The following is a 26,641-nucleotide window of genomic DNA, read 5'->3' as shown; positions in this document are numbered from 1 at the left end:
CGCCGCCCATGAAGAACCTGATCCGCAATCTCAATATCAACGCGATAGTGGCGGGGGTGCTGGTGTGTTGCACTCTGCTGATGGCGGCCCAGGCCGCACTCCGCGTCGCCACCAATCAAATTGGCGAGGAATCCATTCGCTCCCTGCACCGGATCAACGTGGAGGAACTTCACGAAATATTCCGCGCTATTACGCAGCTTAATCAGGGCCGAATAGAGATGAACCTGGGCGCCGATGAGCTGTCTGCCGGGCGCAAGTTGAGCGCCGGGACCTATCTGGAAGAGGCCGGCCCCCTGCTCAATAGCGCCGGTGAGAAGTTTGCCGCTGTCAGCAAAGCGCACACAGAAAAAGGGACGTCGGATGAATTTGAGCAACTGGCCGCTGCCTTCCCGGAACTGCTCGGCGAGGTGCAGGCCCAGTACGACATGCTGAGTCAGGACAAGCCGGATTTGGACGGCTTCCGGGAAGTGCAGGAGGATGTGAGCTTCCTATACGACGATCTCAACTCGGCGCTAATCGACTATCTGGAAAAGGCGGGAGAGAACAGCGCCGCCATTATGGCGGTCTATCAGGATACGAGCGAAAGCTACGGCATCATCGGCACCGCAGTACTGGCTGCGGTGGTTGTGATTTTGGCACTTATCTACCTGCTGCTGCGCAACGCTGTGGTCAAGCCCCTGGATGAAGCAGTGGATAACCTGCAGTGCATCGCCCAGGCAGACTTGTCTCATCCTATCAGTGACCACGGTCGCAACGAGATCGGCAAGTTGTTCAATGCCATGCGCGAGGTGCAGGACAGCCTTGGCGACATCGTCGTGCAGGTGCGCGCGGGCAGCAACTCCATCTACACCGGCTCCGGGGAAATCGCCCGCGGCAACGCCGACTTGTCCGTGCGCACCGAGCAGCAGGCGGCTTCTCTGGAAGAAACTGCCGCCAGCATGGAGCAACTCACCGCCACGGTGAAGCAGAATGCCGACAATGCGCGTCAGGCCAGCGGTTTGGCCAATGACGCCTCCGGCACCGCGAGTCGCGGTGGCGAGGTGATGCAGCAGGTCTCCAGCAAAATGCAGGGTATCACCGAGAGTTCGCGCAAGGTGGCGGAGATCACCGGCATGATCGACTCCATTGCCTTCCAGACCAATATTCTCGCTCTCAATGCCTCTGTTGAGGCGGCTCGTGCGGGCGAACAGGGCCGCGGTTTTGCCGTGGTGGCGGGGGAAGTCCGCAATCTGGCAGGCAACAGCGCCGACGCCGCGCGGCAAATCAAGGCGCTGATCGAGCGCTCCGTCAGTGAAGTCGAAGAGGGGTCTTTCCTGGTGGCGCAGGCCGGTGAAACCATGCAGGAAGTGGTGGCCGCGGTGAAAAGGGTCACCGACATAATGGACGAGATTTCCGCCGCCTCTCAGGAACAGAGCAGTGGTATCGAGCAGGTCAGTCGCGCTGTCAGCCAGATGGAAGAAACCACTCAGCAGAACTCGGCACTGGTGGAAGAAGCGTCTGCCGCTGCGGCCTCTTTGGAGGAGCAGGCGCGGCGTTTGGAAGAGGCAGTTGCTGTGTTCCGTCTGTCCGCCGAGCATGAGTTCAGTGCTCCGGCCCGAAATGATACCGACGAACCGCAACTGTCGGTGAGCCGTGATGCCGGCCAGGCGCTTGCGGAAAGTAACGGTCAGGATACTGCGGTGCGCCGTGAATCCAAGGCCGCCACACCGGTGGAGAGTTCGCGGCGGGAAACCGTAGCCGCGACGGATGACGAATGGGAAGAGTTTTAATCGACGACCGAGTGAGAAGTACAAATGGATAAGGGTATGAGAATTTTGGTGGTGGACGACTTCCCCACCATGCGCCGGATCATCCGCAGCCTCTTGAAGGAATTGGGCTTTACCAATGTGGAGGAGGCAGAGGATGGCCAAGAGGCATTGTCCAAACTCGCCGCTGGCGGCTTCGAGTTTGTGGTATCGGACTGGAACATGCCCAACCTCAACGGCCTCGATATGCTCAAGCAGATCCGCGCTGATGAGGCCACCAAATCGCTGCCGGTACTGATGGTTACCGCCGAGGCGAAGAAAGACAACATAGTGGCGGCCGCCCAGGCCGGTGCCAACGGTTACATTGTCAAGCCGTTCACCGCCGCCACCCTGGAAGAGAAACTCAGCAAGATTTTTGAGAAGTTGGGAAAATAGCGCCCACCTTACCCTGAGGAGACGTGATTATGAGTGGTGAGGCTCGGCAACCGGCGGCCCCTGAAAACGCGCAGAGCGACGACCTGGTCCAGCGTATTGGCCAACTTACCCGTATGCTGCGGGACAGCATGCGCGAGCTGGGCTTGGATAAGGAAGTGGAAAAGGCCGCCCAGGCCATCCCCGATGCCCGCGACCGGCTCAATTATGTGGCCGCGATGACAGAGCAGGCGGCGGACCGGGCCCTCAATGCGGTGGACCGGGCGCAGCCGCTGCAAAACGAAATCGAATCCCGCGCCGAGGCCCTGGACAAGCGGTGGCAGGACTGGTTTGAAAACCCGAAAGAGTTGGATGAAGCCCGGGAACTGGTCAAGGAGACCCGCGCCTATCTGCAAGCGGTGCCGGCCATGGCTCGCGAGACCAGTAAGGAACTGCTGGAAATCATGATGGCCCAGGACTTTCAGGATCTGACCGGCCAGGTAATCAAAAAAATGATGGAAGTCATCCAGGAAGTGGAGCGCCAGTTGCTGCAGGTGCTGCTGGAAAGCGTGCCCGAGGGTGAGGAGCGAGAGGCTCTGAGGCAACGCCTGGAGAAAAATGCCGCAGAGAGCCGCAAGCGCGAGGAGGATACACTGGTGAACGGCCCTCAGATCCACAGCGATGGCGAGGACATTGTCAGTAACCAGAATCAGGTGGATGATCTGCTCAATGAACTGGGCTTCTAGGGAACCTCTGCTTAATTCGCGTGAACACAATGGTAGGTTCTGGGGTGCTCAGGCAGTAGGACGGATATTTCGAAAGCGCACGAGTACTTCCCTGTAGCTGCGCCGGATACCGCCTTGTATCCGACGGTTTCGAAATATCCGTCCTATCATTTGAGCTTCACATCCGCCCCGAAGAACCTCTGCCACCAGGAAATGAATTAATCAGAGGCTCCCTAGTAATGCACTGATGCATGCTCAGGTGTGTTTTGCGTGTCTCCGGGGGCGAGACAGCGGGAAAGTCGGTCGAAAACGTACAAATTTCTCTCTGTAGTGCACGCCCCCGGACTCAACGGATTATTCCCGTTATTTACCCTTATCCATACGATGTTGTACTTCTAAACCGCGACGCCAACGCACCCTCCCTTCCCGAATAAGCGCCGGCAAACCCCGCTTATCGTGCCTTTGCCTGCGGCTGCCATGCCCGACAATGGCCGTCACCCGAGCAATCCCCCCGATGCCCAATGGCCGACGAGACGGAAGACCAGGAAAAAACAGAAGCGGCCACGCCCCGACGCCTGCAAAAAGCCCGCGAGGAAGGGCAGGTGGCCCGCTCGCGTGAATTGGCCACGGTGATGCTGCTGGGCGCCGGTGTCGGGGGACTCTGGGCCCTTGGGCCTCACCTGTTTAGCCGGGTGGGCCTGGTTATGGAACAGTCGTTTCTATTCGAGCGCCGGGAAGCTTTCGACAGTACCGCTATGATCGCCAGCGCCGCCGATTTGGGGGCGCGCATGCTCACCGGACTGTTGCCCTTGTTCGTGTTGCTGGCTGCCGTCGCCTTGGCGGCTCCCAACCTGCTGGGTGGATTTCTCATTTCCGCAAAATCCCTAAAGCCGCAGTTTTCGAAACTGAATCCGATCAAAGGTCTCAAGCGGCAGTTCTCCTCCCAGGCGCTGGCGGAACTGGCCAAGGCAATCGCCAAGTCGCTCTTGGTGGGCAGTGTGGTCGCCGCCTTTCTGATGACCCGCCGCGGCGAGTTTATGGCGCTTATGGACATGCCGAGGGAGCAGGCCTTGGCTGCCGCGCTGCGGCTTGCGGCCCAGGCCTGCGGCCTGATGGTGTTGTCGCTGATCGTGGTGATACTGATCGACGTGCCCTACCAACTGTGGAGCCACGCCAAAAAACTGCGTATGAGCAAGGAGGAAATCCGCCGGGAGCACAAGGAAACCGAGGGGGACCCGCAGCTCAAGGCCCGCATCCGCCAGCAACAGCAGGCCATGGCCCGCAGCCGAATGATGAGCAAGGTGCCGGAAGCGGATGTGATTGTCACCAACCCGACCCACTACGCCGTCGCGCTGCGTTACGACGAAACCCGCATGGCGGCACCGCGGGTGGTGGCCAAGGGGGTGGACGCGGTGGCCGCGCGCATTCGCGAACTGGGGGCGGAACACGACGTGCCCTTGCTCGAGGCTCCGCCACTGGCGCGTGCCCTTTACCGCCATGTGGACCTGGACCGGGAAATTCCCGGTCAGCTCTATACCGCTGTCGCGGAAGTATTGGTGTGGGCTATACGCCTGCGCCGCGCCCGCAACGGTGATGGTGAATTCCCCGAGACGCCGGCCGATTTGCCGGTTCCTGAAGAGATGGAGGTTACCCCGTGAATCCGATGAGCCGGTATCTGGGTATGGAGGGGCTCGGCAGCCCCGGCGGCAAACTGCTGGCGGGGCCGGTGCTGATCCTGTTGATCATGGCAATGCTGATACTGCCGTTGCCACCCTTTGCCCTGGACCTGTTCTTCACTTTCAATATCGCGCTGTCACTGATGGTGCTGCTGGTGAGCATGTTTACACTGCGGGCGCTGGACTTTGCCGCCTTCCCGGCAGTGCTGCTGTTTACCACCCTGTTGCGTCTGGCCCTGAACGTCGCCTCCACCCGTGTCGTTTTGATGGAAGGACACCAGGGGGGCGCCGCTGCGGGCAAGGTGATCGAAGCCTTCGGCCAGTTCCTTGTGGGGGGCAACTTCGCCGTGGGGCTGGTGGTCTTCCTGATTCTGGTGGTCATCAATTTCATGGTGATTACCAAGGGGGCCGGCCGCATCGCCGAGGTGGGGGCGCGCTTTATGCTCGACGCCATGCCCGGTAAGCAGATGGCGATAGACGCCGACCTCAACGCGGGTCTGATCGGTGAGGAAGAAGCCCGCGCGCGCCGCGCCGAGGTGGCGCGGGAAGCGGATTTCTACGGTTCCATGGACGGCGCCAGTAAATTCGTGCGCGGCGACGCTGTCGCGGGTCTGGTGATCATGGCCGTGAACATTATCGGTGGCTTGCTGATCGGCACCATGCAGCACGATATGTCCTTTGCCGATGCCGCGCGCACCTATACCCTGCTGACGATCGGCGACGGTCTGGTGGCACAGATTCCGGCCCTGGTGATCTCCACCGCCGCTGGTGTCACCGTGTCCCGCGTCAATACCGACCAGGACGTGGGGCAGCAGATGATCGACCAGCTGCTCACCAATCCCAAAGTACTTTTTCTTGCCGCTGGCGTCATGGGGCTGTTGGGGCTGGTGCCGGGCATGCCGAATTTTGTTTTCCTGCTGTTCACCGTCTTGCTTGCCGGCATGGCATGGATGATTGGCCGCAGGCGGGACGACCGCCTGGCGGAAGAGCAGATGCAGGCGGAAGCGCCGCAGCAGCAGGAGCCTCCCGAGGCGAGCTGGGACGACGTGGAACTGATCGATACCCTGGGCCTGGAAGTGGGGCACCGCCTGATTCCCCTGGTGGACCAGCGCCAGAAAGGCGAGCTGCTGGGACGGATTAAAAGCGTGCGCAAGAAATTCGCCCGCGAGGTGGGCTTCCTGCCGCCGGTTGTGCATATCCGCGACAACCTGGAACTGGGACCCAACACCTATGTGGTTACCCTCAAGGGGGCCGAAGTGGGCCGCGGGGAGTCTTTCCCCGGGAAGTGGCTAGCCATCAACCCCGGCCAGGTTACCGGCGAGCTGGCGGGCACCCCTACCGAAGACCCGGCGTTTGGCCTGCCGGCGGTGTGGATCGACGACGATCAGCGCGAGCACGCCCAGGTATATGGCTACACAGTGGTGGACGCCGGCACCGTGGTGGCGACCCATTTCAATCACTTGCTGCACCGCCACGCTGCCGAGATGCTCGGCCGACAGGAGGTGCAGCAACTGCTCGACAAGCTCGCGGGCGAAAACAAGAGTCTGGTGGAGGAAGTGGTGCCCAAGGTGGTGTCCCTGACAGTTCTGCAGCGCATCTTGCAGAACTTGTTGGACGAGGATGTCCCCATCCGCGATCTGCGCAGCATCCTCGATACCTTGGCGGATTGCGAGGGGCAGCAGCAGGACCCCATGGGTCTCACCGCACGGGTCCGCCTGGCCTTGGGGCGGGCCATTATCCACCACTGGTTCCCGGGGCGGGATGAGCTGCGGGTGATCGGCCTGGACAGTCGCCTGGAGCAGGTACTGACCCAGGCACTAGAAGGAGGCGGTGCCCTGGAACCGGGACTGGCGGATACCCTGATGGCACAGGCCGCGGCGGCGCTGGAGCGCCAGGAGACCGCCGGCGAGCCGCCGGTGTTGGTGGTGCCCCACGGGCTGCGCCCGCTGCTGGCGCATTTCCTGCGCCGGCGCCTGCGCCACCTGACGGTGATATCCCAGGCGGAGATCCCCGACGACCGCCACCTGCGCGTGACCAACCTGATTGGCGGCGCGGCCTAAGATGCCGCGCCCTCCCGCGCTTCGCCCCGCGGCAAGGTTGAGATCTCCACTGTGGGCGAGAGTGACCGCCAGCGGGTGAACTTTCAAATAGCCAGCAACAATTCCCTCTATTCCCCGCATAGAAATTGTCACCGACTGCAAATAATGGTTCCTCTCCCGCCTGTTTCAGCCGGGCGCAGAGGCAGTTAGAGGAGACAGTAGCACAAGCCGGGGAATCGCATGTATACGGCACAGGGAAAAATAAAACGAGACACATTGCTGGAAGAACACCTGCCCATGATCCGGCGCCAGGCGTTGGCTTTGCAGGTAAAACTGCCCTCGGGGATAGATCTGGATGACCTGATCCAGGCTGGTACCCTGGGCTTGCTCGACGCGCTGCAGCGTTTCGATCCCAGTGCCGGGGCCAGCTTCTCCACTTTCGCCAGCCAGCGCGTCCGCGGCGCGATGATCGACGAACTCCGTACCCGAGACTGGTTGCCGCGCAGTGTGCGCCGCAATGCTCGGGCAGTCGAGCAACAGTTGTACAAACTCGAGCAGCGTCTTGGCCGCCCCGCCAGCGAGCGGGAGATTGCCGCGGAAATGGGTATGAGCCTGCAGGAGTATCGCCAGTTGCTCAGCGATACCAACAACGGTCATTTGCTCCCCTATGAGGAGTTGGTGGCGGAGAATGGTGAACCGGAAGCCGGTCCGGAAGGGCCCATGTCTCCCTTTGCCGCTCTGCTGGACAGGGAGCAGCGCGAGCTTCTGATAACTGCGATAGATGCGCTGCCTGAGCGGGAAAAGCTGCTGATGGCCCTCTACTACCAGGAAGAATTGAATTTGAAGGAAATTGGCGCCATTCTCGGTGTCACTGAATCCCGTGTCTGCCAGTTGCACAGTCAGGCAATCAAACGTTTGCGCGCTCGGCTGGCAGCCTTGTAGGGCGGTGACGGGCGGTCTGCCCGTCCCGGCTAGATCCTCTCACAGGATGGAAGGAGGAAGGACGGCCGCTGCGCGGGTCATGCTCTACCGCGCAGCGACCGCTCCAATCCCCTGTTTTTGATTACAGATCCACCCCGAACTCCAGTGCCGCACCCAGGGTATCGTCCGAAGACTTGATTGCGGCCAGATGCAGATGTAGCACGTCGAAGGGGGAAAAGCCGATGCCGGCGCTGATGGTATCGTCGACTGTACCCTCCAGGTCGTGGCGATAGCCCAGGCGCAGTTGCGCCCAGTCCGCCATATCCAGTTCGACCCCCGCTCGAGCGAACCGGGCCTCCTCGCCTCCGGGCAGTCGGCTGGCGGTGAAGTCCAGATCAAACAGAGCGGTCAGGATGTCGCCGTTGTAACCGATGCCGCCGCTGACCAGGGTTTCCAGCGGGACAGGATTGCCGCCGACAGTTTCGTAGTCCTTCTCCACCAGATTGCGCGCTGAGAGGCCGAAGCGTGTTTTGTGCCAGGTCAGGGTAGCGCCCAGGTCCAGGTTTAAGTCACTGTCCTCGGTGGTATAGGTGTCCGCATCCAGCTCATCGATATCGTAGTCCGCGGCCGTGGCCGTGTACTCGATAGTCTCTATTGTCTGGTGCTTGGGGGTTATTCCCAGGGACAACTGCCAGTCGGGGTTGCCGATGGGAATGGTGCGCGCCAGGACAAGCCCCAGTTCGCGAACCGCATAGCCGCTGGCGGTGGCGGATGATGTCAGGTTGTCCTCCAGAAAGGGCTCAAGCTGCAGGTTATCCAGGTAATTGCGGTCCTCGTCGCTGTAGTCAAAAGTGGCGGAGAGCAGCAGGTTCTGCCGCGCGTAGAGCACGGCGCTGACCAGCTCGTTGGGGATCGCCACACTGAATTGCGCGCCGAATTCGCCGCTGAGCGCGCCTTCTGACAATTCGGAGAGCAGCGCTGAAACACCCTGTGCGTCTTCGACAGTCACCAAAGCGCCATCCAACTGATCGAGACGCTCCTGCAGTTCATCGCCCACATCCAGAAAGTCATTGCGCTCGTCGGCGATGGCGCCAAAGTTCAGAAAAGTGCCGAAGTCGTCGCCGTCGCGGAAATGGATCGCGTTGGCCGGATTGAGGATAGCGCTGGTAGTGTAGTCACCCCCAGCTACGCCGGCACCACCCATGGCGCTGGCGCGGCCGCTGAAGATCTCGGCACTGGCGGTGCCCGATACAAGAAACAGGGCACCGGACAGTGTGGCCAGTTTTTTTGTCATCATTTCCTCGCTCCGATCAGCTGGAAAGTTTGAAGTTGATGGGTACGACAAACTCATAGCTGTCGATTCCCAGCTCAGCCGGGATGGCAGGGTAAGGGTTGGCGCTCTCAACACTGCGCAAGGCCGCCCGGTTCAGGCTGGAGTAGTTGGATTCTTTTAGTACCTGGATGTTTTGCACCTGACCTTGGGCGTCGATAGTGACCTGCAGCTGTACCACGCCCTCCCATTTGCGCTCCTGCGCGCGCCGGGGATAACGGACGTGCTGGGCGGTGTGCTTCTTCAATTGGGTTGCGTATTGGTTGAGCGCGTCGTTGGCGCTTGCAGTGTTCGATGCCGCGGCGGTTACTGCCAGGACAAATAGGAGTTTGAGCAGTTTCATGGCTTGATTCCCCGGTGAAAGTGTTTCGGACTTGAGTCTTAGGAGATGTGAAATTGCGGCGCCAAGCGACGCCGGTGGGCCGAAACGGTCCACACTTTCACTATCGGCGGAATAAAAGCGGGCTTTAGTAGAGAATTGGGGCGCAGCCGATAATTCGCTTAGGGAACCTCTGATTAATTCGCGCGAACACTATGGTAGCTTCCGGGGCGCTCAGGCAATAGGATAGCCATTTCGAGAACGCATGAGTACTTTCCTGAGGCTCCGACGGATACATCCCTGTATCCGACGGTTTCGAAATGGCCAGCCTACACCTGAGCTTCTCTTCTGGCTTCAAAGAGTTTTTACCGTCAGGAAGTGAATTAATCAGAGGTTCTTTAGGGAAGTCAAAACACTGCGCCCTGAACCTGTCTGGAACCGTCAGAGCGCTCGTGGGCTCCGCAGTGGCTGCTCACCGGGGCGGAGCCGGGAGGCTATGTGTCAGTCCGCGGAGCTCATCGCTTTCTGAACCTGTTGCGCCCAGCCAATGGCGTGGCGGTAGGCGGCCTCGTAGAACCGGGTATCTTTCAGCAGGGTGAGTTCATCGAAGAGGCCCTGCTCGTAGCGTTCCACCTCACCGAGGACTTCACCCAAGCTGCCGCCGCGCGCCAACAGGGCGCTTTTGACTTCTTTGCTCAGGGGTACCTGCTCCATCAGTTCCGGCATGGAAATATCCATCAGTGCATCCAGCTGCGACAGCAGGCCGACAATAAAATAGTTAACAGTGTCGCTGTGCCCGGCAATTTCCGCCAGAACCTCGCACATGCGGCCGCGCACCAGCATACTGCGGGTGAGTGCTTCCGGCTTGTTGTGCTCACCGGATACCAGGAATAAGTTGGCCCAGCGCTTGATCTCTTCAAGGCCTACAAGTGCGATGGCATGGGATAAGGAGCGTACTTCACGGCGCAGACCCATGGCGGCGGAGTTGACGACCTTCAATATGCGGTAGGTGAGGTTGGCGTCCTTGAGCGCAATTTGCTCCAGACGCATTGGCGATGCTTCCGGGCTGTGTAGCTCTGACAACAGTTGCAGTAGCAGTACCTTGTTACCGCTGATCTTCTTGCCCTTGATTGGGGTGGGGGCGCTGAGAAAATTGCCTTGGTAGTAGTCGAACCCCAGATCCGCACAGCGCTCGAACTGCTCGCGGTTGTCGACCTTGTCCGCCAGAATCTTTACGCCATTTGCCCGCAGTTTGCGTACCGCCCGGTCGAGGGCAGCGTCGTTTAATTGCCGGGTGTCCACCTTGACGATATGCACTAGCTCCACCAGTACATCCAGTTCGACGTCGTCGGGGTCGTAACCCGCCATTGCGAGGCGGTAACCGCGCTGAGCCAGGAGTTTAAGCTGTTCTACACGCTCGGAAGTGAGCAGCATACCTTCCGGCACTTCCAGAATATATTGATCCTTGGGCAGGTCCGGAAGCTCGGGGGCCAGGATCACTTCATCGGTGACTTTGAGGAAGCCGGGTACCCGTTGCATGCGGCCGTCCTGGAACAGCTGGGTATAGGTGCCGAGAATGACTGCACTGCTGGCTTCTATATCCGATAGCGTCGCCCCGAGGGATGGCTGCTCTCCCTGCACCAGCAGGTCAAGGGCGACAACCTCCTGGCCGCGGTTATACACGGGCCGGCAGGCCAGACTCACTTCCAGCAGATCATCATCAATAACATCTGGTAATCGTGTCACGCTGTCGACTCTCCTGGCGCTGACATAAAGAGTAAATCGGGGAAGGGGGCCAAGCCGGCCTTATGCCCGCGAGTTGATGCGCCCGGATTGGGCCTGGGCCCGGCCGTCCGGGCCGTAGAGATCTTTACCCGCTGCTGCCTGAAGGAAATCCAGCAGGCGGCGGTTGTGTTCCGCTCGAAGATCGATCAGGGCGCCGTTGCCCCGGTTGAGTTCCGCCACCTCGGCGGCGCATTCGCAAATGGCGCGCCATAGCGGCAGGCAGCCGGCGTCGTTGGCGGCGCGCTCGTCCCCCTCGCGATTGTCGCTGTAACCCAGGCGGAGCAGAGCCTGGCGGCGATGGCGTTCAAAATCTTCCACTGCCCCGAGCTGCGCCTGCTTTCGCTCCGCCAGCTGTGACAGCCTAGTGCCGTCCACTCGGCCTTCCAGCAGCACGCCGCGCTCTTCCCGCAACAGTTCCAACAGCTGTTGCAAGCGGGTCATCTGTTGTTCCAGGTGGTCCGCCAGTGCCATGGCGTCACGTTTCCACCAGTTCGCGAAGGCTTTGAATCAGGCCGTCGGCAATCTTGTCCGCGCGGATTTCCAGGCGTCCTTCGGCAATGGCCTGGCGCAACTCTTCCACCCGCACGGTGTCGATATCTTGACTGTTGTCGGCGCTCGCCTGACGCAGGCGGCTGACATCGGCGGAGGCTTCCGCCGCTTCGGTTTTGGGCGCCGGTGCTGTTTCGTTGCGTCCGCCCTCGTGCGGAGCCTTGGCGGCGGTCAACTGGGCGATATTGTCGATTTTCAAGGGGGAATCTCCATCATGTTTCGTTGGCTATATCGGCCCGTTTTAACGCTTCTTTAACTGACAGCTGTGGCGTTTGTCGCAAATCCGGCGTGATCTGGCGCTAAAAATTGACCTGTGCCTGCCCCGGGCCACTTACCACTGCAAATATTTGTCTTCTGTCCGCCAGACGCACCCGTATTTTTTCACCGAGTGCACCCTCCTCCAGGGCGATCCCTTCGCGGGCGATGCGGAATCCCTGGCCGCGCGCCTCGACGGTTACCGGTTGGCGCCGCAGCACCAGGGGAACAGGCTTTAGCTGCTGTTCTTGCAGCACCGTACCGGCATTCAATGGACGGCTCGCGATTTGCCCGACTATCTGCTCCCGCTCCAGCACTGCGCCCCGGGGCAGGTTGCTCAGATCACCTCTGGTTCTGCGCAGCATGTCCGCGTCGATCCGGGTGCCGGCCTCTATCCGCCGGGCGCTCACCCAGTAGTCACCGATGATCGATATCTTTGCCTGCAGGTAGCGGACTCTGCCGTCGGCGCCGCAGCGCACGCCGACGGTGACCAGGCCGCGTAGCTGTTGCCCCTTGCCAGGCAGGAAAGGCCTTGGATTTTCACAGTGCGGCAGTCGCGCGGGTGCCGGTTGTACTTCAATCTGCACTTCCCGGCCCGGTTGTGTGGCCTGCCGGCTGAGAAATTTGCGCACGGCATCTGTCGCCGGGTCCGTTGTCGCGGCGGCACAGAGGGACTGCGCGAACAATAGCAGTGCGATCAGCGGACCGCGGAGTTCGTTCATCTAATTGGCTGCTTATCAGTTTGGGCAGATTGTAAGTGGCGGAGGCTGGGATGAAGAGCGGAAATGGGGGCAAAACCCCGGCTTGTTTTTCCCTTTGGCTTTGCTTTCTCGGCGGTAGCCTCGAATGTGACCAAGTAAGACTCTGGGAGTTACGGCATGATCGATCGACTCGCCGCCACCCTGAATTTCGATCGGGAGGCGCTCAATCTGCGCCACGAGCGCCAGAAGGTGCTGGCCGGCAATATCGCCAATGCGGATACGCCCACCTACAAGGCCCGGGATTTTGATTTTTCCCGGGAGCTGGCGCGCGCTGTAGAGCGGGGAGGCGCGGAAGGGGGCCTGACGGCGCGTACCACCTCGCCGCGACATCTGTCCGCAAGCTCATCATCGACGACATCCCTGGATTTGCTGTACCGGGTTCCCGATCAACCGAGCCTCGATGGCAACACGGTCAATATGGATGTGGAGCGGAGCTACTTTGCGGACAACTCGGTCCGTTATCAGGCCGCGCTGACCATCCTCAACGGCCGTATCCAGGGGCTGAAGTCCGCCATGCAGTCGGAATAAAAGGGGTAGGAGAGGCCAATGTCAATGTTTTCGATTTTTGAGATTTCCGGTTCGGCCATGACCGCCCAGGCCCAACGCATGAATGTGACCGCCAGTAACCTGGCCAATGCGGACAGCGTGGCCGGTCCGGATGGCCAGCCCTACCGCGCCAAACAATTGATATTTGAAGCGCGCGGCCGCGAAGGTATGGGTGGCGTGTCGGTGCGTGGCCTGGTTGAGGATCCGTCGCCGCTGCGGCTCGAATACCGCCCGGATCACCCGTTGGCAGACGACGATGGCTATGTGCAGATGCCGAATGTGGATCCGGTTGGCGAGATGGTCAACATGATTTCCGCTTCCCGTTCATACCAGGCCAATGTGGAGGTAATGAACACCAGTAAGCAATTGATGCTGAAAACCCTGACCCTGGGAGAAAACTGATGGCTGTCACTAATGTGATCGACAGCGCGGTGCGCGACGCGCTCAACACCACCGCAGGCGCTTCGACCCAAAACGCCGGGCTGGAGCTGCAGGAGAGTTTTATGACGTTGCTGGTGGCCCAGCTGCAAAACCAGGATCCGATGAATCCGATGGAAAACGCGGAGATGACCTCCCAGCTGGCACAGATCAATACCGTCACTGGTATCCAGAATTTGAACGACACGCTGGAGGGCATCACCGGGCAGCTGGATGCCAGCCAGTTGATGCAGGCCACCAGCCTGATCGGCAAAGGCGTACTGGTACCCGGTGACCGGGTGTTGGTGGGAGAGGAGGGTGTTACCACGCCCTTCGGTATAGAGCTGCCGGCAGGCGCCGATGATGTGCGTATCACCATCCGCGACGGCAACGGGGAGGTGGTGCGCAGTTTCGAACCCTTCTCCCTTTCTGCCGGTACCGAATCCTTTACCTGGGATGGTACTACCGATGAGGGCACCCTTGTCGCGGAGGGCGCCTATACGGTTTCCGTGCAAGCCTACGCCAATGGTGAGCCGGTGGATGCAACTGTACTCAACTATGCCCTGGTCAATGGCGTCAGCCTGGACGACCAGGGCGCGCCGCTGCTGGATCTGGGCGGTGTTTCCGAACCTGTCGATCTGAGCGACATACGTCAAATTCTCTGATAAACATTTCAAGGAGCAAACCATGGGATTTTCGCAGGCGCTGAGCGGCCTTAACGCCGCCGCCACCAACCTGGATGTGGTGGGAAACAATATCGCCAACTCGGCAACGGTCGGCTTTAAGAGCTCCAGTGTGCAATTCGCCGATGTCTACACCGGCGCCCTTGCCGGGCAGGGCACCCGGGTTTCCGCGGTGTTGCAGGACTTCTCTAACGGCACCTTGGAATCCACGGGTCGTAACCTGGATCTGGGGATCAACGGTAGTGGCTTCTTCCGCTTCACTCAGGGTGGAGAGGTGCTCTATTCGCGCAACGGCCAGCTGATTCTGACCAGCGACGGTTATCTGGAAAATGCCCAGGGGGCGCGCCTGACCGGCTTCCCCGCAGGCGTTGGCACTGGCGGCCAGCCGGAAGAGCTGCAAGTCCCCGCGGGGGCAATGCCGGCTTCAGCCACAACGGAGGTGGAGGCATCGTTTAACCTCGACGCGACCGTCAGCATTATCGATCGCGCAATCACCCCATTTAGTGTGGCGGACGCTGACAGTTACTCCTACGCCAACACCGGGACCGCCTATGACTCACTGGGTGTGCAACACACCATGACAACCTATTTCACCAAGACGGCGGACAATACCTGGGAAGTGCGCGTGGCGGTGGACGGTGTCGATGATACCGTCAACGTGGGGCAGCTGATTTTCACCAGTAACGGTACCCTGGATGTCGCTTCGAGCACCTTCCCCACATACAGCTTCACCCCGGCTGGTGGCGCTGATCCACTTAATTTCACCATCGCCTTCGATGGCACCACGCAGTTTGGCAACGATTTCTCCCTGGATTCCCTGAGTCAGAACGGCTACACGTCCGGCGCTCTGGTGGGCATCAGCTTCGATGAAGACGGCAATATCATCGGTAACTACGCCAACGAGCAGAGTCAGGTGCTGGGTACCGTGGCGCTGGCCAATTTCCGCAACGAAGAGGGGTTGACCCCGGCAGGCGACAACGTCTGGGTGGAATCCGGCAGCTCCGGTCAGCCGCTCTTGGGGCTGGCCGGAACCGGGCAGTTCGGCACCCTGGAGCCGGGAACGGTGGAAGTGTCCAACGTGGACCTCACCCGGGAGTTGGTGGACCTGATCGTGGCCCAGCGCAATTACCAGGCCAATACCCAGACCATCAAGATACAGGACGAGGTGCTGCAGAGCGCGGTGAACCTGCGCTAACGGCAGTTCGTTCTGGTGCCCGGGCCGATGCAGTAACGCGAATCGGCCCGGGCGCAATTGCCTGAAAGAACGAGAGCACAGTTATGGATCGCATTCTCTACACCGCCATGAGCGGCGCCCGTCAGAGCATGGAACAACAGGCGGTGGTCAGCAACAACCTGGCCAATGTTTCCACCTCGGGCTTTCGCGCCCAGCTGCACGCGCTGCGCGCCGTACCGGTGCAGGGGGATGGCCAACTGCCCACGCGAGTTTCGGTTATGGCCTCCACTCCCGGCGCCGACTTCAGCGCCGGACCGGTGAACGCCACTGGCCGCGACCTGGACGTTGCCCTGCAGGGCAATGCCTGGCTGGCGGTGCAGGCTGCCGACGGCAGTGAGGCCTATACCCGCCGCGGCGACCTGCAAGTGGACGCCAACGGCATGCTCACCACTGCCGGCCGCCCGGTGATCGGGCAGGGCGGGCCCATCGTAGTGCCCTTGGGTGCGTCTCTGTCCATGGGTGCGGACGGCACCCTGAGCGCGATTGGCGCCGGTGAGGACCCCGAGGCTCTGGCGCAAGTGGGCCGCCTCAAGTTGGTCGATCCGGGCGAGACGCGCCTAGTGCGCGGCGAGGACGGCCTCTTCCGCGCTCCCCCGGATGCCGCCGGCAACAGTGCTCCGCTGCCCGCGGATGAAAACGCGCGCCTGATCAGCGGCGCGCTCGAGGGCAGTAACGTCAACGCGGTGGAATCTATGGTCGCCATGATCGACAACGCCCGGCGCTACGAAATGCAAATCAAAGTGATCGAGAGCGCTGACGAAAATGCCCGGCGGGCGGACAACCTTTTATCCATTGAATAAACAACCAAGGGGAAGGCTGCCCGGCCAAAGCCTGTGGCCGCCTGCTGCCGGTGGGTGCCTTGCGGACACGCCGTGAATATGTCCATGTCGGCTTGCCTGCGAGCCCCCTCTCGCAGACAGTCCCGCAAGGCAACCACCGGCAGCATTCTTCGCATCGTTTTGTGGCGCCAACCCGCCCTGAGAGGAAAAGAAAATGATCAAATCACTGTGGACAGCCAAGACCGGCCTCGAGTCACAGCAAGTAAAAATGGATGTGATTGCCAACAACCTGGCCAACGTCAGCACCAACGGCTTCAAGAAATCCCGCGCTGTATTCGAGGACCTTCTTTACCAGAACCTGCGCCAGCCCGGTGCGCAAAACGATATGCAGAACACCCTGCCATCGGGCATGCAGGTGGGCAGTGGTGTGCGCCCGGTGGCCACCGAGCGGCTCCACACCCAGGGCGGCCTGGAGCAAACCGGCAACTCCCGCGACCTGGCCATCAACGGCAAGGGATTCTTTCAGGTACTTCTGCCTGACGGCACCACCGCCTATACCCGTGACGGCAGCTTCCAGCTGGACGAGAACGGCCAGATGGTGACTTCCAGCGGTTACCCCCTGGAACCGGCGGTGATTATTCCGGAAAACGCCCTGTCAGTGACCATCGGCAAGGATGGCGTGGTATCGGTAACCGAGCCGGGTTCCAGTGAGAGTGTGGAAGTGGGCCAGATTACTCTATCCACTTTCGTCAATCCGGGGGGCCTGCAAAGCATCGGTGAAAACCTCTACCTGGAAACTTCCGCCTCCGGTATGCGCACCGAAAGCATGCCCGGCTTGAACGGCGCTGGCAGCCTCTACCAGTCCTACGTGGAGACCTCCAACGTCAACGTGGTGGAAGAGATGGTCAGTATGATCCAGACCCAGCGCGCCTACGAGATCAACAGCAAGGCGGTGCAGGCATCCGATGAAATGCTCTCCCGCCTGGCCCAGTTATAAGCGGATCGGGACCATGCTGTCTGTAGTTAAGAAGATCACCGTCGCGGCCCTGATCATGCTCAACGCTGGTTGTGCGTATCTGCCGCGTTCCTCGGTGGTGAGTCAGGAAGAGTGGGTGTCGGTGCCCGTGCCGCCACCGGCGAAACCCAACGGTGCGATTTATCAGGCGGACCGGGGCTACCGGCCGCTGTTCGAGGACCGCCGCCCGCGCATGGCGGGAGACCTGCTTACCGTGGTGTTCAACGAACAAGTGAGTGCCTCCAAGAGCGCGGAGAGCAACGCCAACCGGTCCGGCACTGGATCGCTCACTTCGACGGTGGTTCCGGATGGCCTCGAAAGCCTGACGGATTACGGCTTTGATATCGAGGGCAGCAACGACTTTGAAGGCGGTGGTGGCGCAAGCGCGGAAAACACCTTCACCGGCACCATGGCGGTGACCGTGCTGGAGGTGCTTCCCAACGGCAACCTGCGCGTACGCGGTGAAAAGCAGATAGTGATCAACCAGGGCACTGAGTACATCCGGTTTTCCGGCATTATCGATCCGCGTGAGATTTCCAGCGCCAACACCGTGCTCTCCACCCAGGTGGCCGAAGCGCGCATTGAATACGTCGGCGACGGCTATATCGACGAAGCGCAGCACATGGGCTGGCTGCAGCGTCTGTTCCTGAACCTCTCCCCCTTCTGACGGCAGCGACGATGAGATTCCCATTCCCGAACTGGATACTGTTGTCACTGGCGCTCGCCGCTGTCGCGGCGCGCGCTGAACCTTTGCGTGAACTGGCGGATTTCGCCGGTGTGCGCGACAACCACTTGGTGGGCTACGGCCTGGTAGTGGGGCTGGACGGCACCGGCGACCAGACGATGCAGACGCCCTTTACCACACAGAGCCTGATCAACATGTTCTCGCAGCTGGGAATTACCATTCCCGAGGGCACCAATATGCAGTTGCGCAATGTGGCCGGGGTGATGGTCACCGCGGAGCTGCCGCCATTCGCGCGGCCCGGCCAGCGCGTCGATGTGGTGGTGTCATCCATCGGTAATGCCCGCAGCCTACGCGGGGGAACGCTGCTGATGACCCCTCTGAAGGGGGTGGACGGCCTCACCTATGCCGTTGCCCAGGGCAACCTTCTGGTGGGCGGGGCCGGTGCCGAGTCCGGTGGTTCCAGCGTACAGATCAACCAGCAGGCGGGCGGCCGTATCGCAGGTGGTGCCCTGGTGGAGCGCGAAGTGTCCCTGGATCTGGGGGCCAGCGCGTTGGAGCTGCATCTGCGCGAGGCGGACTTCGGCACGGCGCAGCGCGCGGTGCGCGCCATCAACGCCGAATTCGGTCGCCCGGTGGCGGAGGCGGTGGATGCCCGCGTTATCCGCCTGCAAGGCCCCGGGCGCCCCAATGAGCGGGTCAACTTTATGGCGCGGGTAGAAAGTGTCCAAGTTATGCCGGTGGAGCCGCCAGCGCGGGTGGTGCTCAATGCCCGCAGTGGCTCGGTGGTATTGAACGGCCGCGTCACCCTGGGCCCCGCCGCCGTGGCCCACGGCAACCTGTCGGTGGTAATCAACACCGATTTCGGCGTCAGTCAGCCAGCGCCCTTCGGAGAGGGGCAGACGACGGTCGTGCCGAGCAGCGATATCACTGTCCGCCAGCAGATGGGCTCCCTGCAGTTTGTCGAGGGCGCGGATCTGATGGAAGTGGTGGATGCGCTCAATGCCCTCGGCGCCACGCCCCAGGATCTGATGTCGATTTTGGAAGCCCTCAAGGCGGCGGGTTCGCTGCGCGCGGAACTGGAGATTATCTGATGGATAACGCGTTGGTGAGCGGACACTTCGCTCTGGATGTACAGGGGCTGGAACGGCTGAAAAACGAAGCGGCGGAGGACCCGCAGAAAAACCTGCGGGCGGCCGCGGAACAGTTCGAGGCGCTCTTCCTGCAGCAGTTGATGAAGAGCATGCGCGAGGCCACCCCCCGCTCCGGGCTGATCGACAACACCGGCATCCGGTTTTACGAATCCCTGTACGACCAGCAGCTGTCCCAGCACTTGGCCGGACGGGGCCTTGGATTGGCCGAGCAGCTGGTCGAGCAGTTGTCCAGCCGCACAGGCAGCGGTGGCAAATAAAAGTAGTGGCCAAGACTCAAGCCGGGGCGCTTACCGGCCGATAACTGATATAGGTCTTGTGATTATTAAAGCCGGCACGGGCGTATGCCCCAGCTGCTGCTTTCCCCTCTCCGCGGCAGCTGTGCCTTCGCGGAGCAGCTGAAAAGGAAAGACTAACAATGAGTATGTTTTCGATTGGCTTGAGCGGCCTCAACGCCGCCCAGATCGCACTCAACACCACCAGCAACAACATCAGCAATGTCTATACCGAGGGCTACAACCGGGAACTCACTCTGCTCGGCGAGCGCAGTGGCGGCCTCGGTGTGCAGGTCAACGACGTGCAGCGCCAGTTCGACGACTTCGTGGCCAACCAGCTCAATGGAGTTAGCAGTACGGCAAGTGCGCTGGCCAGTTACGAAGTGCAAGTGTCCCAGATCGACGATCTACTCGCCGATAGCGATGCGGGCCTGGCCCCTCTGATACAGAATTTCTTCTCCTCAATCGAAGATCTTACAGCCGCCCCCTCCGACCCGGCTGCACGCCAGGGAGTAATCGGAGCGGCGGATACGCTGAGCGCCCAGTTCCGCGCCTTTGACGACTACCTGCAGGATATGCGCGAGGGCGTCAACGATCAGATTGCCGATGAGATCACCCAGATCAACAACACTGCCGAGCAGATTGCCAGCCTCAACCGCGAGATAGCTCTGGCCAAGGCCAAACACGGAGAGGCGCCCAACAGCCTGCTCAACCAGCGCGATCAGCTGGTGGCGGATCTTAGCGAACGCATTGATGTGCAGCTGACGGTGCAGGAAAGCGGCACCTACAACCTGTCCATCGGCAATGGGCAGCCCATAGTGGCGGGGTCCCAGACCTTTAGCCTGGAGGCGATAGACTCCGCCGCTGACCCCAGCCGTACAGTGGTCGGCTACCACGACTCCGCCGGCAACCTGATCGAACTCAAGGAAGGCATGATTTCCGGCGGTTCCCTGGGCGGATTGTTGACCTTCCGCAGCGAAACGCTGGACAAAACCCAGAATCAGCTCGGTCAGCTGGCTGTCTCCCTCGCACTGGGCGTGAACCAGCAACACAACGCTGGGGTGGACCAGTACGGCAATCCGGGCACGGATATGTTCGCTATCGGCCAGCCGCGCACTTTCAGCAATGCGGACAACAGCGGCACCGCCACGATCAGTGCGGTTTTTGACGATATTACACAGCTCACCGCCAGCGATTTTGAACTCACGGTGACCGATGCCGCCACCGGTCAGTTCGAGATCACCCGCCTGGATACTGGTGACACCTTCACCGCCACCCTCGATGCCAGCGACCAGCTGACCTTCGGTGGCGTAGTCGTCACTGTCACTGGCGCAGCGAGCCTGGTGGACGGCGACAGTTTCCAATTACAGCCGGTGCGCAATGTCGCCAGCGGTATGGAAAATCTGATCCAGGACGGGGCGGAAATTGCCGCGGGGCTCGGCGGCGGCAGTGGTGACAACGAAAACGCACTCGCACTACAACAGCTGCAGAACGCACAGTTGGTTGGCGGCTCGGCCACCCTGAACGGCGCTTATGCGGCCATGGTCAGTGATGTGGGTAACCGCACCAATATCGTCCAGGTAAACCTGGAGGCACAGGAGGGGCTCACTGAGCAGTTGCGCGCGCTGCAGTTATCGGACTCCGGCGTGAATCTGGATGAAGAGGCCGCCAACCTGATTCGTTATCAGCAGTATTACCAGGCCAATGCCCAAGTGATCCAGACGGCTGCGACCGTGATGGACGCCATCCTGGGCCTGAGATAAGGAGATTCGGACGCCATGCGTATCAGCACTGTTACCGTTTATGAACAGAGTATGAGCTCCATGAACCGCCAGCAGGGCGAGTTCCTCAAGGTGGGGCAGCAGATCGCCTCGGGCCGCCGTGTGGTCAACCCTTCCGACGACCCCCAGGCCGCCTCGCAAGCCGTACAGGTGTCCCAGTCCCTGGCGATCACCGAGCAGTACACCGACGCCCGTGTCAGCGCCCGCAATGCACTTTCCCAGGAAGAGAGCATTCTCAATGGCGTCAGCGATGCCATCGCCAGTGCCAAGACCCTGATCGTGCAGGCGGCCAGCGACACTTTGAGTGACGAGGACCGCGTTTCGGTAGCGAGCGAACTGCGGGGTATCTACGAGACACTGATCGGCCAGGCCAACGCCACCGACGGCAATGGCCGCTACCTTTTTGGCGGCTATCAGGATGACAGCGCGCCTTTTGTCCGCAGTGGCACGGGGAACGTAATTTACGTCGCCGATAACAATAGCCGCGAAGTACGCATCGACGCCTCCCGTTTAATGCCGGTGGCGGACAATGGTATCGAGGTATTCCAAAGTGTAACCGCCAGCGCCGGCTATGTGGCCGAGGCGGATTCCGCCAATACCGGCAGTGTCACCTTCAAAGGGCCCAATGTGGTGGACGAGACGGACCCCGGCTACGGCGGTGCCTTCGATATCACCTTCTCTGTGGTGTCCGGAACCGCTACCTACTCCATTAACGGCGGTGCGCCGCAACCCTACGCGTCGGGGCAGGCACTCAGCTTTGGCGGCCTGACCATGATTCTTGAAGGCGAGCCCGCCGACGGTGACCGAATTACTGTCGACCTGGCGCAAAACATGAACACGGATCTGTTCGCCACTTTCGAAAAGGCTCTGTCAATTCTGGAACAGCCGGCCAGCACAGACAGCGAAAAGGCCGCGCGCGCGAATACCTTGAACACCGTGATGCGGGAGTTCGACAACAGCCTCGATAATGTGCTCACCGTCCGCGCCTCTGTTGGGGCCCGCTTGAATGAGCTGGATGTAGTGGACTCGGTGGCAGCAAACCGGACCCTCAACTACCAGCAGGAATTGTCGGATCTGGTGGACCTGGACTACGTGGAGGCCATTGCTGAATACAGTCTGCGCCAGGTCGGCCTGCAGGCAGCACAACAGGCTTTTGTCGATATCAAAAGTTTGAGCCTGTTCGACCGTCTCTGATTGCCTTCCGCTCGCTGGGCGGCGGGAAGCCGCCCAGATCAACCTCGCCACCTCCTTAACAAACCACCTGGGAATTGACTTCTGGACTGTGAAAAGACTCTGGAAGCCAGGCCCGCTACAGCGGTGCCAGCGTCTCCACCAGCTGCTGCAGAAAAAGCAGTCCGCCACCAAACAACTGTTGTAGAAAGCGGCCGAAGTCGGTCATCAATACGGTCAGTAACAAGAGTCCCAGTGTCAGAGAGGTGGGGAAACCCACGGAAAAGACCGTCAGCTGTGGCGCCGAGCGGTTGAGAATACCGAGGGACAGGTTAATGATCAGCAGCGCGGCCACTAGGGGCAGTGCCAGCAGCAGGCCAGAGGCAAAGATAGTGCCGCCGTAGCGCACCAGAAGTTCCATACCGCCGGGATTGAGGCCGGTATAGCCGATGGGCAGGGTGTGGAAGCTGGAGGCGAGGATGTCGATAACAATCAGGTGGCCGTTTACCGCCAAAAACATCATCAAGGTGATGGTGTTGAAAATGCGCGACAGCACCACTGTGTTGACCCCATCTGGAGTGAGGAAGGTGGCGAACGCCAACCCCATCTGCAGGCCGATATATTCCCCCGCCGCTTGCACCACGCTGAACATGACCCGCAGTGCGAGTCCCATGGCCGCGCCTATCAGCGTTTGTTCAACAATGATGCCGAGCCCCGCCCAGGACCACACCGGCGCCTCGGGCATGGGGGGGAGACCGGGTGCCACGGCCGCGGCGAGCAAGGCCGACAACCCAACTTTCACCCGCGCAGGCACCGCCGAGTGGCCGAGCAGCGGCGCGGCCATCAGGAATGCGGAAATACGCATAAATGGCCACAGAAAGGCCACCAGCCAGGCGTGCAGTTGCGCGTAGGTGAGCTCAACCACTCAGGAGACCAGAAAAGGGATACTTTGGAAAAGTGTGCGGGTGTAGTCGGTAATCAACGAGAGCAGCCAGGGGCCGGCGATTACCAGCACCGCGAACACCGCCAGAATTTTTGGAATGAATGACAGGGTCATTTCGTTAATCTGAGTCGCCGCCTGGAAAAGGCTGACCAGCAGCCCCACTAGCAGGGCGGTAAGCAGCATGGGCGCGCCCATATAGAGCGTGGTCATCATCGCCTTGTAGGCGATGCTCATAACAGTTTCCGGACTCATACGAAGAAGCTCTGCGCCAGTGAGCCAATCAATAGTTGCCAGCCGTCCACCAATACAAACAGCATCAGCTTGAAGGGTAGGGAGATGGTGGCGGGGGGCACCATCATCATCCCCAGGGACATCAGCACGCTGGCCACCACCAGGTCGATAATCAAAAAGGGAATAAATATCGTAAAGCCGATTTGGAAGGCGGTTTTCAGTTCGCTGGTGACAAACGCCGGGAGCAGTACCCGCAGTGGGGTATCTTCCGGGCTCTGCAGCGGCCCGGCTTCGGCCAGGCGCGCGAACAGGGCGATATCCGGTTCGCGGGTCTGGGCCAGCATAAACTGTCGCAGTGGCTGAATGCCGCGCTCCAGTGCCTGTTCGAAACTGATTTCATCGGCGCTGAGCGGCTGCCAGGCCACGGTGTAGATTTCCTGCAGCACCGGCGACATCACGAAGAAAGTCAGAAAGAGCGCCAGACCCAGAAGCACCTGGTTGGGCGGAGTTGCCTGGGTACCCATGGCGGTACGCAACAGTCCCAGCACGATGATGATGCGGGTAAAGCAGGTCATCATCAGCAACACCGCCGGGATAAAGGCCAGACTGGTGAGCAGCAGCAGTGTTTGCAGTTTGATGGACCACTGCTGACCGCCGTCCGCTGTGGGTTGACTGGTAATGCCGGGCAGGCCGGTCTGCGCCCAGGCGCCGTCGGCGAAGGCGAGACTGGCCAGCAATGGCAGCGCCAGCAAAAACACTTTCAGTACCGGCTTCACGGTTTGCTCCTCCGCCCGTTGAGGTTTTGGCCCAGGGCACGGGCGAAGCGCTGGGCAAAGCCCTCGCCGTCTTCCTGTGTGCCCCGAGGGACTTGCGGCGGTGCCGGTAGCTGGTGCAGTTTGCTGACGCTGCCGCCACCGACGCCCAGTACGAGCCAGGTGTCCTCTATTTCCACTACTACAACCCGCTCGCGCGGGCCTACCGGGCGGCTGGCGATAATGTTAAGGGCTGGATTGGCGCCGCTTTGGCCTGTGGTTCCGAGTCGTCGCAACAGCCAGCCGCACAGAACGATCAGACCGATCAGCGCGACCAGCACCAGGGCGGTTTTGCCCAAGAGGGCCATACCGCTGACGGCCTCGCTGGCGTTGGCGCTCGCGGGGTTCATCGGTTCAGTTTCTGCACGCGTTCCTGTGGGGTAATGATCTCGGTGATTCGGATACCGTATTTGTCATCCACTACCACCACTTCGCCCTGGGCGATCAGGTAGCCATTGATCAGTATGTCCATGGGTTCGCCCGCCAGGCCGTCTAACTCGATGACCGAACCCTGGGCCAGTTCCAGCAGTTGTTTGATGGTGATGCGGGTGCGGCCCAGTTCCACGCTGAGTTTCACCGGTATGTCCATCACCATTTCCAGATCGCGGGCAGCGGTGCTGCCATCGCCCTGTTCCAGCGGCTTGAAAATCTGCTCGCCCACACTGCGCGCGGCGGTGTCGGCGCTCGCTGCGGAGGCCCCCTGTTCGGCCAGGGCTTCAGACCAGGGGTCGGCATCGCTCAGCTGTTCAGTCATGGCTGCAGCCCAGCTGTCTTCGGTGGTGTTTTCTTTTACGGTTATTTCTTCAGCGTTGTTCTCTGCGGTTTTTTCGGCGTCGCTCATTGCTCGCTCTCCTCGCTCTTGGGCATTGCCCCTTCAATGAAATTGCCGGCACCGAGCAGCGTTCGTCCGCCGCTGCGCTCTATCAGCCGGGTGACGCGCAGGGCACGCTGGCCGTTACGGCAGCCGTATTCACATTCCAGTACAGGTACACCGTCCACCCGCGCGGTCACGGTTTCCGGCAGCTCCAGTGGCAGGATGTCACCCTGCTGCAGTTTCATCACCGCGCCGATACGGCTCGGCAGGCTGGCGAATTCCGCCACCAGTTCAATTTTTGACTGGCGTATTTCACCTGCCATGCGCTGGTTCCAGCTTTTATCGCGCGCGCTGCGCGCATCCAAAACGGGATTAGTCAGCAGATCGCGCAGTGGCTCGATCATCGAATAGGGCATACAGATCTGGAAACGGTCGGACAGATTGCCCACATCCAGATTAAAGGTGGTGTTGACGATGACTTCGTTGGGTGAATTGGTGATATTGGCGAAGCGCGCCTGCAACTCCGAACGCAGGTAGCTGATATCCAGTTCGTACACGGACTGCCAGGAGTCTTGATAGGCGCCGATGGCAAGGCGCAGTATGCGCTGGATTACCCGCTGTTCCGTATTGGTGAATTCGCGACCCTCCAGGCGGGTTAGGAAACGTCCGTCACCACCGAACAGACTGTCCACCACCATAAACACCATGCTGGGCGGAAAGACCATCAGGCCGGTGCCGCGCAGGGGCTTCATGGAAATCAGGTTCAGATTGGTGGGCACCGGCAGGTTGCGGGCGAAGTCCTTGAAGCTCTGGTAACGGACCGATTCCACGGTGATATCGGCGCTGCGCCGTATCAGGTTAAACAGGCTGACGCGGAAATGCCGCGCGAAGCGCTCATTGATGATGTCCATCCCGTGCAGCCGCTCCCGGATCACCCGCTGCTGGGTGGCGGGATCGTAGGGTCGCATATGGGGGACATCGCTGTTGCTGTCGGCACTGTCGGTATCGCCGGGGCCGTGCAGCAGGGCGTCGATTTCTTCCTGGGAGAGTAGGTCGTCCTGAGCCATGGTCCGACCTCCGTTATTGCACGATGAATTCGGTGAAAAGTACGTCGTCGATGTGCAGCTGCGGCTGGGACTCGGCCATAGGCTCGGCCAGCGCGGCGAGAATAGCGGCGGTTAATTCGCGCTTGCCCTCGGCCGTGGCCAGTTTCTGTGGGTTCTGGGCTGAATGCAAAACCAGCAGGCGGCTGCGCACCTGGGGCATGTGTTTGAGGAGGAACTCCTCGGTATCTTTATCAGCCACTTGCAATGACAGGCCCACATACAGCAGGCGACCGTAGAAATCGTCCTGCAGGTTTACAGTGAAGGGGTCTATTTTGACGAAAATCGGGTCGGATGGACGCTTGGCTTTCGTAAGCGTTACAGCGGAGGTGGGTTTGCCGCCGCTCTCGATTTTCATCAGCAGTACCACGTTTATCGCTACTACCGCGGCGAGCAGTACTGCTGCTATTACCGCCAGCCACACCAAACCGCGGGATTTGCCAGATGTATCAGCCATTCACTTGCGCCTTATAACGAAAACTTCCCAAT

Annotated in this window: 30 protein-coding genes; 17 read left to right on the top strand and 13 right to left on the bottom strand. The window is 60.5% G+C overall.

All coding sequences use genetic code 11. The features are described from left to right. The first annotated feature begins 8 nt into the window (after positions 1-8). From A3224_RS17430 to A3224_RS11970, 6 genes are all read left to right on the top strand, one after another. Positions 9-1,769 (top strand): methyl-accepting chemotaxis protein, encoded by a 1,761-nt coding sequence (locus tag A3224_RS17430; RefSeq protein WP_067154937.1) that lies wholly within the window; start codon positions 9-11, stop codon positions 1,767-1,769. Between the two features lie 24 nt (positions 1,770-1,793). Further along, entirely contained in the window at positions 1,794-2,180 is a 387-nt protein-coding gene (gene cheY / locus A3224_RS11990) for a chemotaxis response regulator CheY (RefSeq protein WP_067154934.1), read from the top strand. A gap of 29 nt (positions 2,181-2,209) precedes the next feature. Further along, positions 2,210-2,902, top strand: a complete 693-nt coding sequence (gene cheZ / locus A3224_RS11985; RefSeq protein ID WP_067154931.1) for a protein phosphatase CheZ — start codon at positions 2,210-2,212, stop codon at positions 2,900-2,902. Between the two features lie 500 nt (positions 2,903-3,402). Continuing rightward, positions 3,403-4,539, top strand: coding sequence for a flagellar biosynthesis protein FlhB (gene flhB / locus A3224_RS11980; protein WP_067154928.1), 1,137 nt, complete (start codon positions 3,403-3,405; stop codon positions 4,537-4,539). A 5-nt stretch (positions 4,540-4,544) separates the two neighbouring features. Beyond that, entirely contained in the window at positions 4,545-6,617 is a 2,073-nt protein-coding gene (gene flhA, locus A3224_RS11975; RefSeq protein ID WP_067154926.1) for a flagellar biosynthesis protein FlhA, read from the top strand. Positions 6,618-6,836: 219 nt separating this feature from the next. Next, the gene (locus tag A3224_RS11970) at positions 6,837-7,538 is read left to right on the top strand and encodes an RNA polymerase sigma factor FliA (RefSeq protein ID WP_067154923.1); all 702 of its coding nucleotides are present in this window, start codon (positions 6,837-6,839) and stop codon (positions 7,536-7,538) included. A gap of 121 nt (positions 7,539-7,659) precedes the next feature. On the opposite strand, the gene traF is transcribed toward A3224_RS11970, so the two are convergent. From traF to flgA, 6 genes are all read right to left on the bottom strand, one after another. After that, the gene (traF, locus tag A3224_RS11965) at positions 7,660-8,814 is read right to left on the bottom strand and encodes a conjugal transfer protein TraF (protein WP_067154920.1); all 1,155 of its coding nucleotides are present in this window, start codon (positions 8,812-8,814) and stop codon (positions 7,660-7,662) included. Positions 8,815-8,827: 13 nt separating this feature from the next. Then, positions 8,828-9,190 (bottom strand): energy transducer TonB, encoded by a 363-nt coding sequence (locus A3224_RS11960; protein WP_067154917.1) that lies wholly within the window; start codon positions 9,188-9,190, stop codon positions 8,828-8,830. A gap of 477 nt (positions 9,191-9,667) precedes the next feature. Continuing rightward, entirely contained in the window at positions 9,668-10,912 is a 1,245-nt protein-coding gene (locus tag A3224_RS11955; protein WP_067154914.1) for an EAL and HDOD domain-containing protein, read from the bottom strand. 60 nt (positions 10,913-10,972) lie between these two features. Next, the gene (locus A3224_RS11950) at positions 10,973-11,422 is read right to left on the bottom strand and encodes a flagella synthesis protein FlgN (protein ID WP_067154911.1); all 450 of its coding nucleotides are present in this window, start codon (positions 11,420-11,422) and stop codon (positions 10,973-10,975) included. 4 nt (positions 11,423-11,426) lie between these two features. Next, positions 11,427-11,699 (bottom strand): flagellar biosynthesis anti-sigma factor FlgM, encoded by a 273-nt coding sequence (flgM, locus tag A3224_RS11945; RefSeq protein WP_067154908.1) that lies wholly within the window; start codon positions 11,697-11,699, stop codon positions 11,427-11,429. A gap of 100 nt (positions 11,700-11,799) precedes the next feature. Continuing rightward, entirely contained in the window at positions 11,800-12,477 is a 678-nt protein-coding gene (gene flgA / locus A3224_RS11940) for a flagellar basal body P-ring formation chaperone FlgA (protein ID WP_067154905.1), read from the bottom strand. Between the two features lie 156 nt (positions 12,478-12,633). On the opposite strand from flgA, the gene flgB reads away from it, so the two are divergent. From flgB to flgL, 11 genes are all read left to right on the top strand, one after another. Next, the gene (flgB, locus tag A3224_RS11935) at positions 12,634-13,044 is read left to right on the top strand and encodes a flagellar basal body rod protein FlgB (RefSeq protein WP_067154902.1); all 411 of its coding nucleotides are present in this window, start codon (positions 12,634-12,636) and stop codon (positions 13,042-13,044) included. A gap of 18 nt (positions 13,045-13,062) precedes the next feature. Then, positions 13,063-13,464 carry a flagellar basal body rod protein FlgC gene (flgC, locus tag A3224_RS11930; protein ID WP_067154900.1) on the top strand — a complete coding sequence of 134 codons (402 nt, stop codon included), beginning with the start codon at positions 13,063-13,065 and terminating at the stop codon, positions 13,462-13,464. Continuing rightward, a complete protein-coding gene (flgD, locus tag A3224_RS11925) occupies positions 13,464-14,144 on the top strand; it encodes a flagellar hook assembly protein FlgD (RefSeq protein WP_067154897.1) in 681 nt (226 codons plus the stop codon). Before flgC ends, flgD begins: the two co-directional genes overlap by 1 nt. A 22-nt stretch (positions 14,145-14,166) precedes the next feature. Further along, on the top strand, positions 14,167-15,357 hold the full coding sequence (flgE, locus tag A3224_RS11920; RefSeq protein WP_067154894.1) for a flagellar hook protein FlgE: 1,191 nt from the start codon (positions 14,167-14,169) through the stop codon (positions 15,355-15,357). Positions 15,358-15,440: 83 nt separating this feature from the next. Beyond that, the gene (locus tag A3224_RS11915; RefSeq protein WP_067154891.1) at positions 15,441-16,196 is read left to right on the top strand and encodes a flagellar basal body rod protein FlgF; all 756 of its coding nucleotides are present in this window, start codon (positions 15,441-15,443) and stop codon (positions 16,194-16,196) included. A 193-nt stretch (positions 16,197-16,389) separates the two neighbouring features. After that, complete coding sequence (gene flgG / locus A3224_RS11910) at positions 16,390-17,172, top strand: flagellar basal-body rod protein FlgG (protein ID WP_067154889.1); 783 nt, start codon at positions 16,390-16,392, stop codon at positions 17,170-17,172. Between the two features lie 13 nt (positions 17,173-17,185). Beyond that, positions 17,186-17,857 carry a flagellar basal body L-ring protein FlgH gene (locus tag A3224_RS11905; RefSeq protein ID WP_067154886.1) on the top strand — a complete coding sequence of 224 codons (672 nt, stop codon included), beginning with the start codon at positions 17,186-17,188 and terminating at the stop codon, positions 17,855-17,857. An 11-nt stretch (positions 17,858-17,868) separates the two neighbouring features. Further along, complete coding sequence (locus A3224_RS11900) at positions 17,869-18,966, top strand: flagellar basal body P-ring protein FlgI (protein ID WP_067154883.1); 1,098 nt, start codon at positions 17,869-17,871, stop codon at positions 18,964-18,966. Further along, entirely contained in the window at positions 18,966-19,283 is a 318-nt protein-coding gene (locus tag A3224_RS11895; protein WP_067154880.1) for a rod-binding protein, read from the top strand. Before A3224_RS11900 ends, A3224_RS11895 begins: the two co-directional genes overlap by 1 nt. A 158-nt stretch (positions 19,284-19,441) precedes the next feature. Continuing rightward, positions 19,442-21,061, top strand: coding sequence for a flagellar hook-associated protein FlgK (gene flgK / locus A3224_RS11890; protein WP_067154876.1), 1,620 nt, complete (start codon positions 19,442-19,444; stop codon positions 21,059-21,061). Positions 21,062-21,076: 15 nt separating this feature from the next. Then, positions 21,077-22,273 (top strand): flagellar hook-associated protein FlgL, encoded by a 1,197-nt coding sequence (gene flgL / locus A3224_RS11885; RefSeq protein ID WP_067154873.1) that lies wholly within the window; start codon positions 21,077-21,079, stop codon positions 22,271-22,273. 115 nt (positions 22,274-22,388) lie between these two features. On the opposite strand, the gene fliR is transcribed toward flgL, so the two are convergent. Genes fliR through fliL form a run of 7 tightly spaced genes read right to left on the bottom strand, consistent with a single transcriptional unit; the run spans position 22,389 to position 26,609 of the window. Continuing rightward, positions 22,389-23,174, bottom strand: a complete 786-nt coding sequence (gene fliR / locus A3224_RS11880) for a flagellar biosynthetic protein FliR (RefSeq protein ID WP_067154871.1) — start codon at positions 23,172-23,174, stop codon at positions 22,389-22,391. Further along, positions 23,175-23,426 (bottom strand): flagellar biosynthesis protein FliQ, encoded by a 252-nt coding sequence (gene fliQ / locus A3224_RS11875; RefSeq protein ID WP_367620072.1) that lies wholly within the window; start codon positions 23,424-23,426, stop codon positions 23,175-23,177. A gap of 14 nt (positions 23,427-23,440) precedes the next feature. Then, the gene (gene fliP / locus A3224_RS11870; protein WP_175487787.1) at positions 23,441-24,181 is read right to left on the bottom strand and encodes a flagellar type III secretion system pore protein FliP; all 741 of its coding nucleotides are present in this window, start codon (positions 24,179-24,181) and stop codon (positions 23,441-23,443) included. 14 nt (positions 24,182-24,195) lie between these two features. Then, positions 24,196-24,585 carry a flagellar biosynthetic protein FliO gene (gene fliO / locus A3224_RS11865; protein ID WP_067154865.1) on the bottom strand — a complete coding sequence of 130 codons (390 nt, stop codon included), beginning with the start codon at positions 24,583-24,585 and terminating at the stop codon, positions 24,196-24,198. Beyond that, positions 24,582-25,076, bottom strand: coding sequence for a flagellar motor switch protein FliN (fliN, locus tag A3224_RS11860; protein WP_067154862.1), 495 nt, complete (start codon positions 25,074-25,076; stop codon positions 24,582-24,584). The genes fliO and fliN overlap by 4 nt, the downstream gene beginning before the upstream one ends. Further along, a complete protein-coding gene (gene fliM, locus A3224_RS11855) occupies positions 25,073-26,116 on the bottom strand; it encodes a flagellar motor switch protein FliM (protein WP_067154859.1) in 1,044 nt (347 codons plus the stop codon). The genes fliN and fliM overlap by 4 nt, the downstream gene beginning before the upstream one ends. Before the next feature lie 13 nt (positions 26,117-26,129). After that, positions 26,130-26,609, bottom strand: coding sequence for a flagellar basal body-associated protein FliL (gene fliL / locus A3224_RS11850; protein ID WP_067154856.1), 480 nt, complete (start codon positions 26,607-26,609; stop codon positions 26,130-26,132). Between the last annotated feature and the right edge of the window lie 32 nt (positions 26,610-26,641).

Origin of the sequence: Microbulbifer thermotolerans (assembly GCF_001617625.1) — a bacterium.
Classification (GTDB): domain Bacteria; phylum Pseudomonadota; class Gammaproteobacteria; order Pseudomonadales; family Cellvibrionaceae; genus Microbulbifer; species Microbulbifer thermotolerans.
The sequence above is the reverse complement of the archived record's forward strand: the minus strand, read 5'-3'. Positions and strand labels throughout refer to the sequence as shown.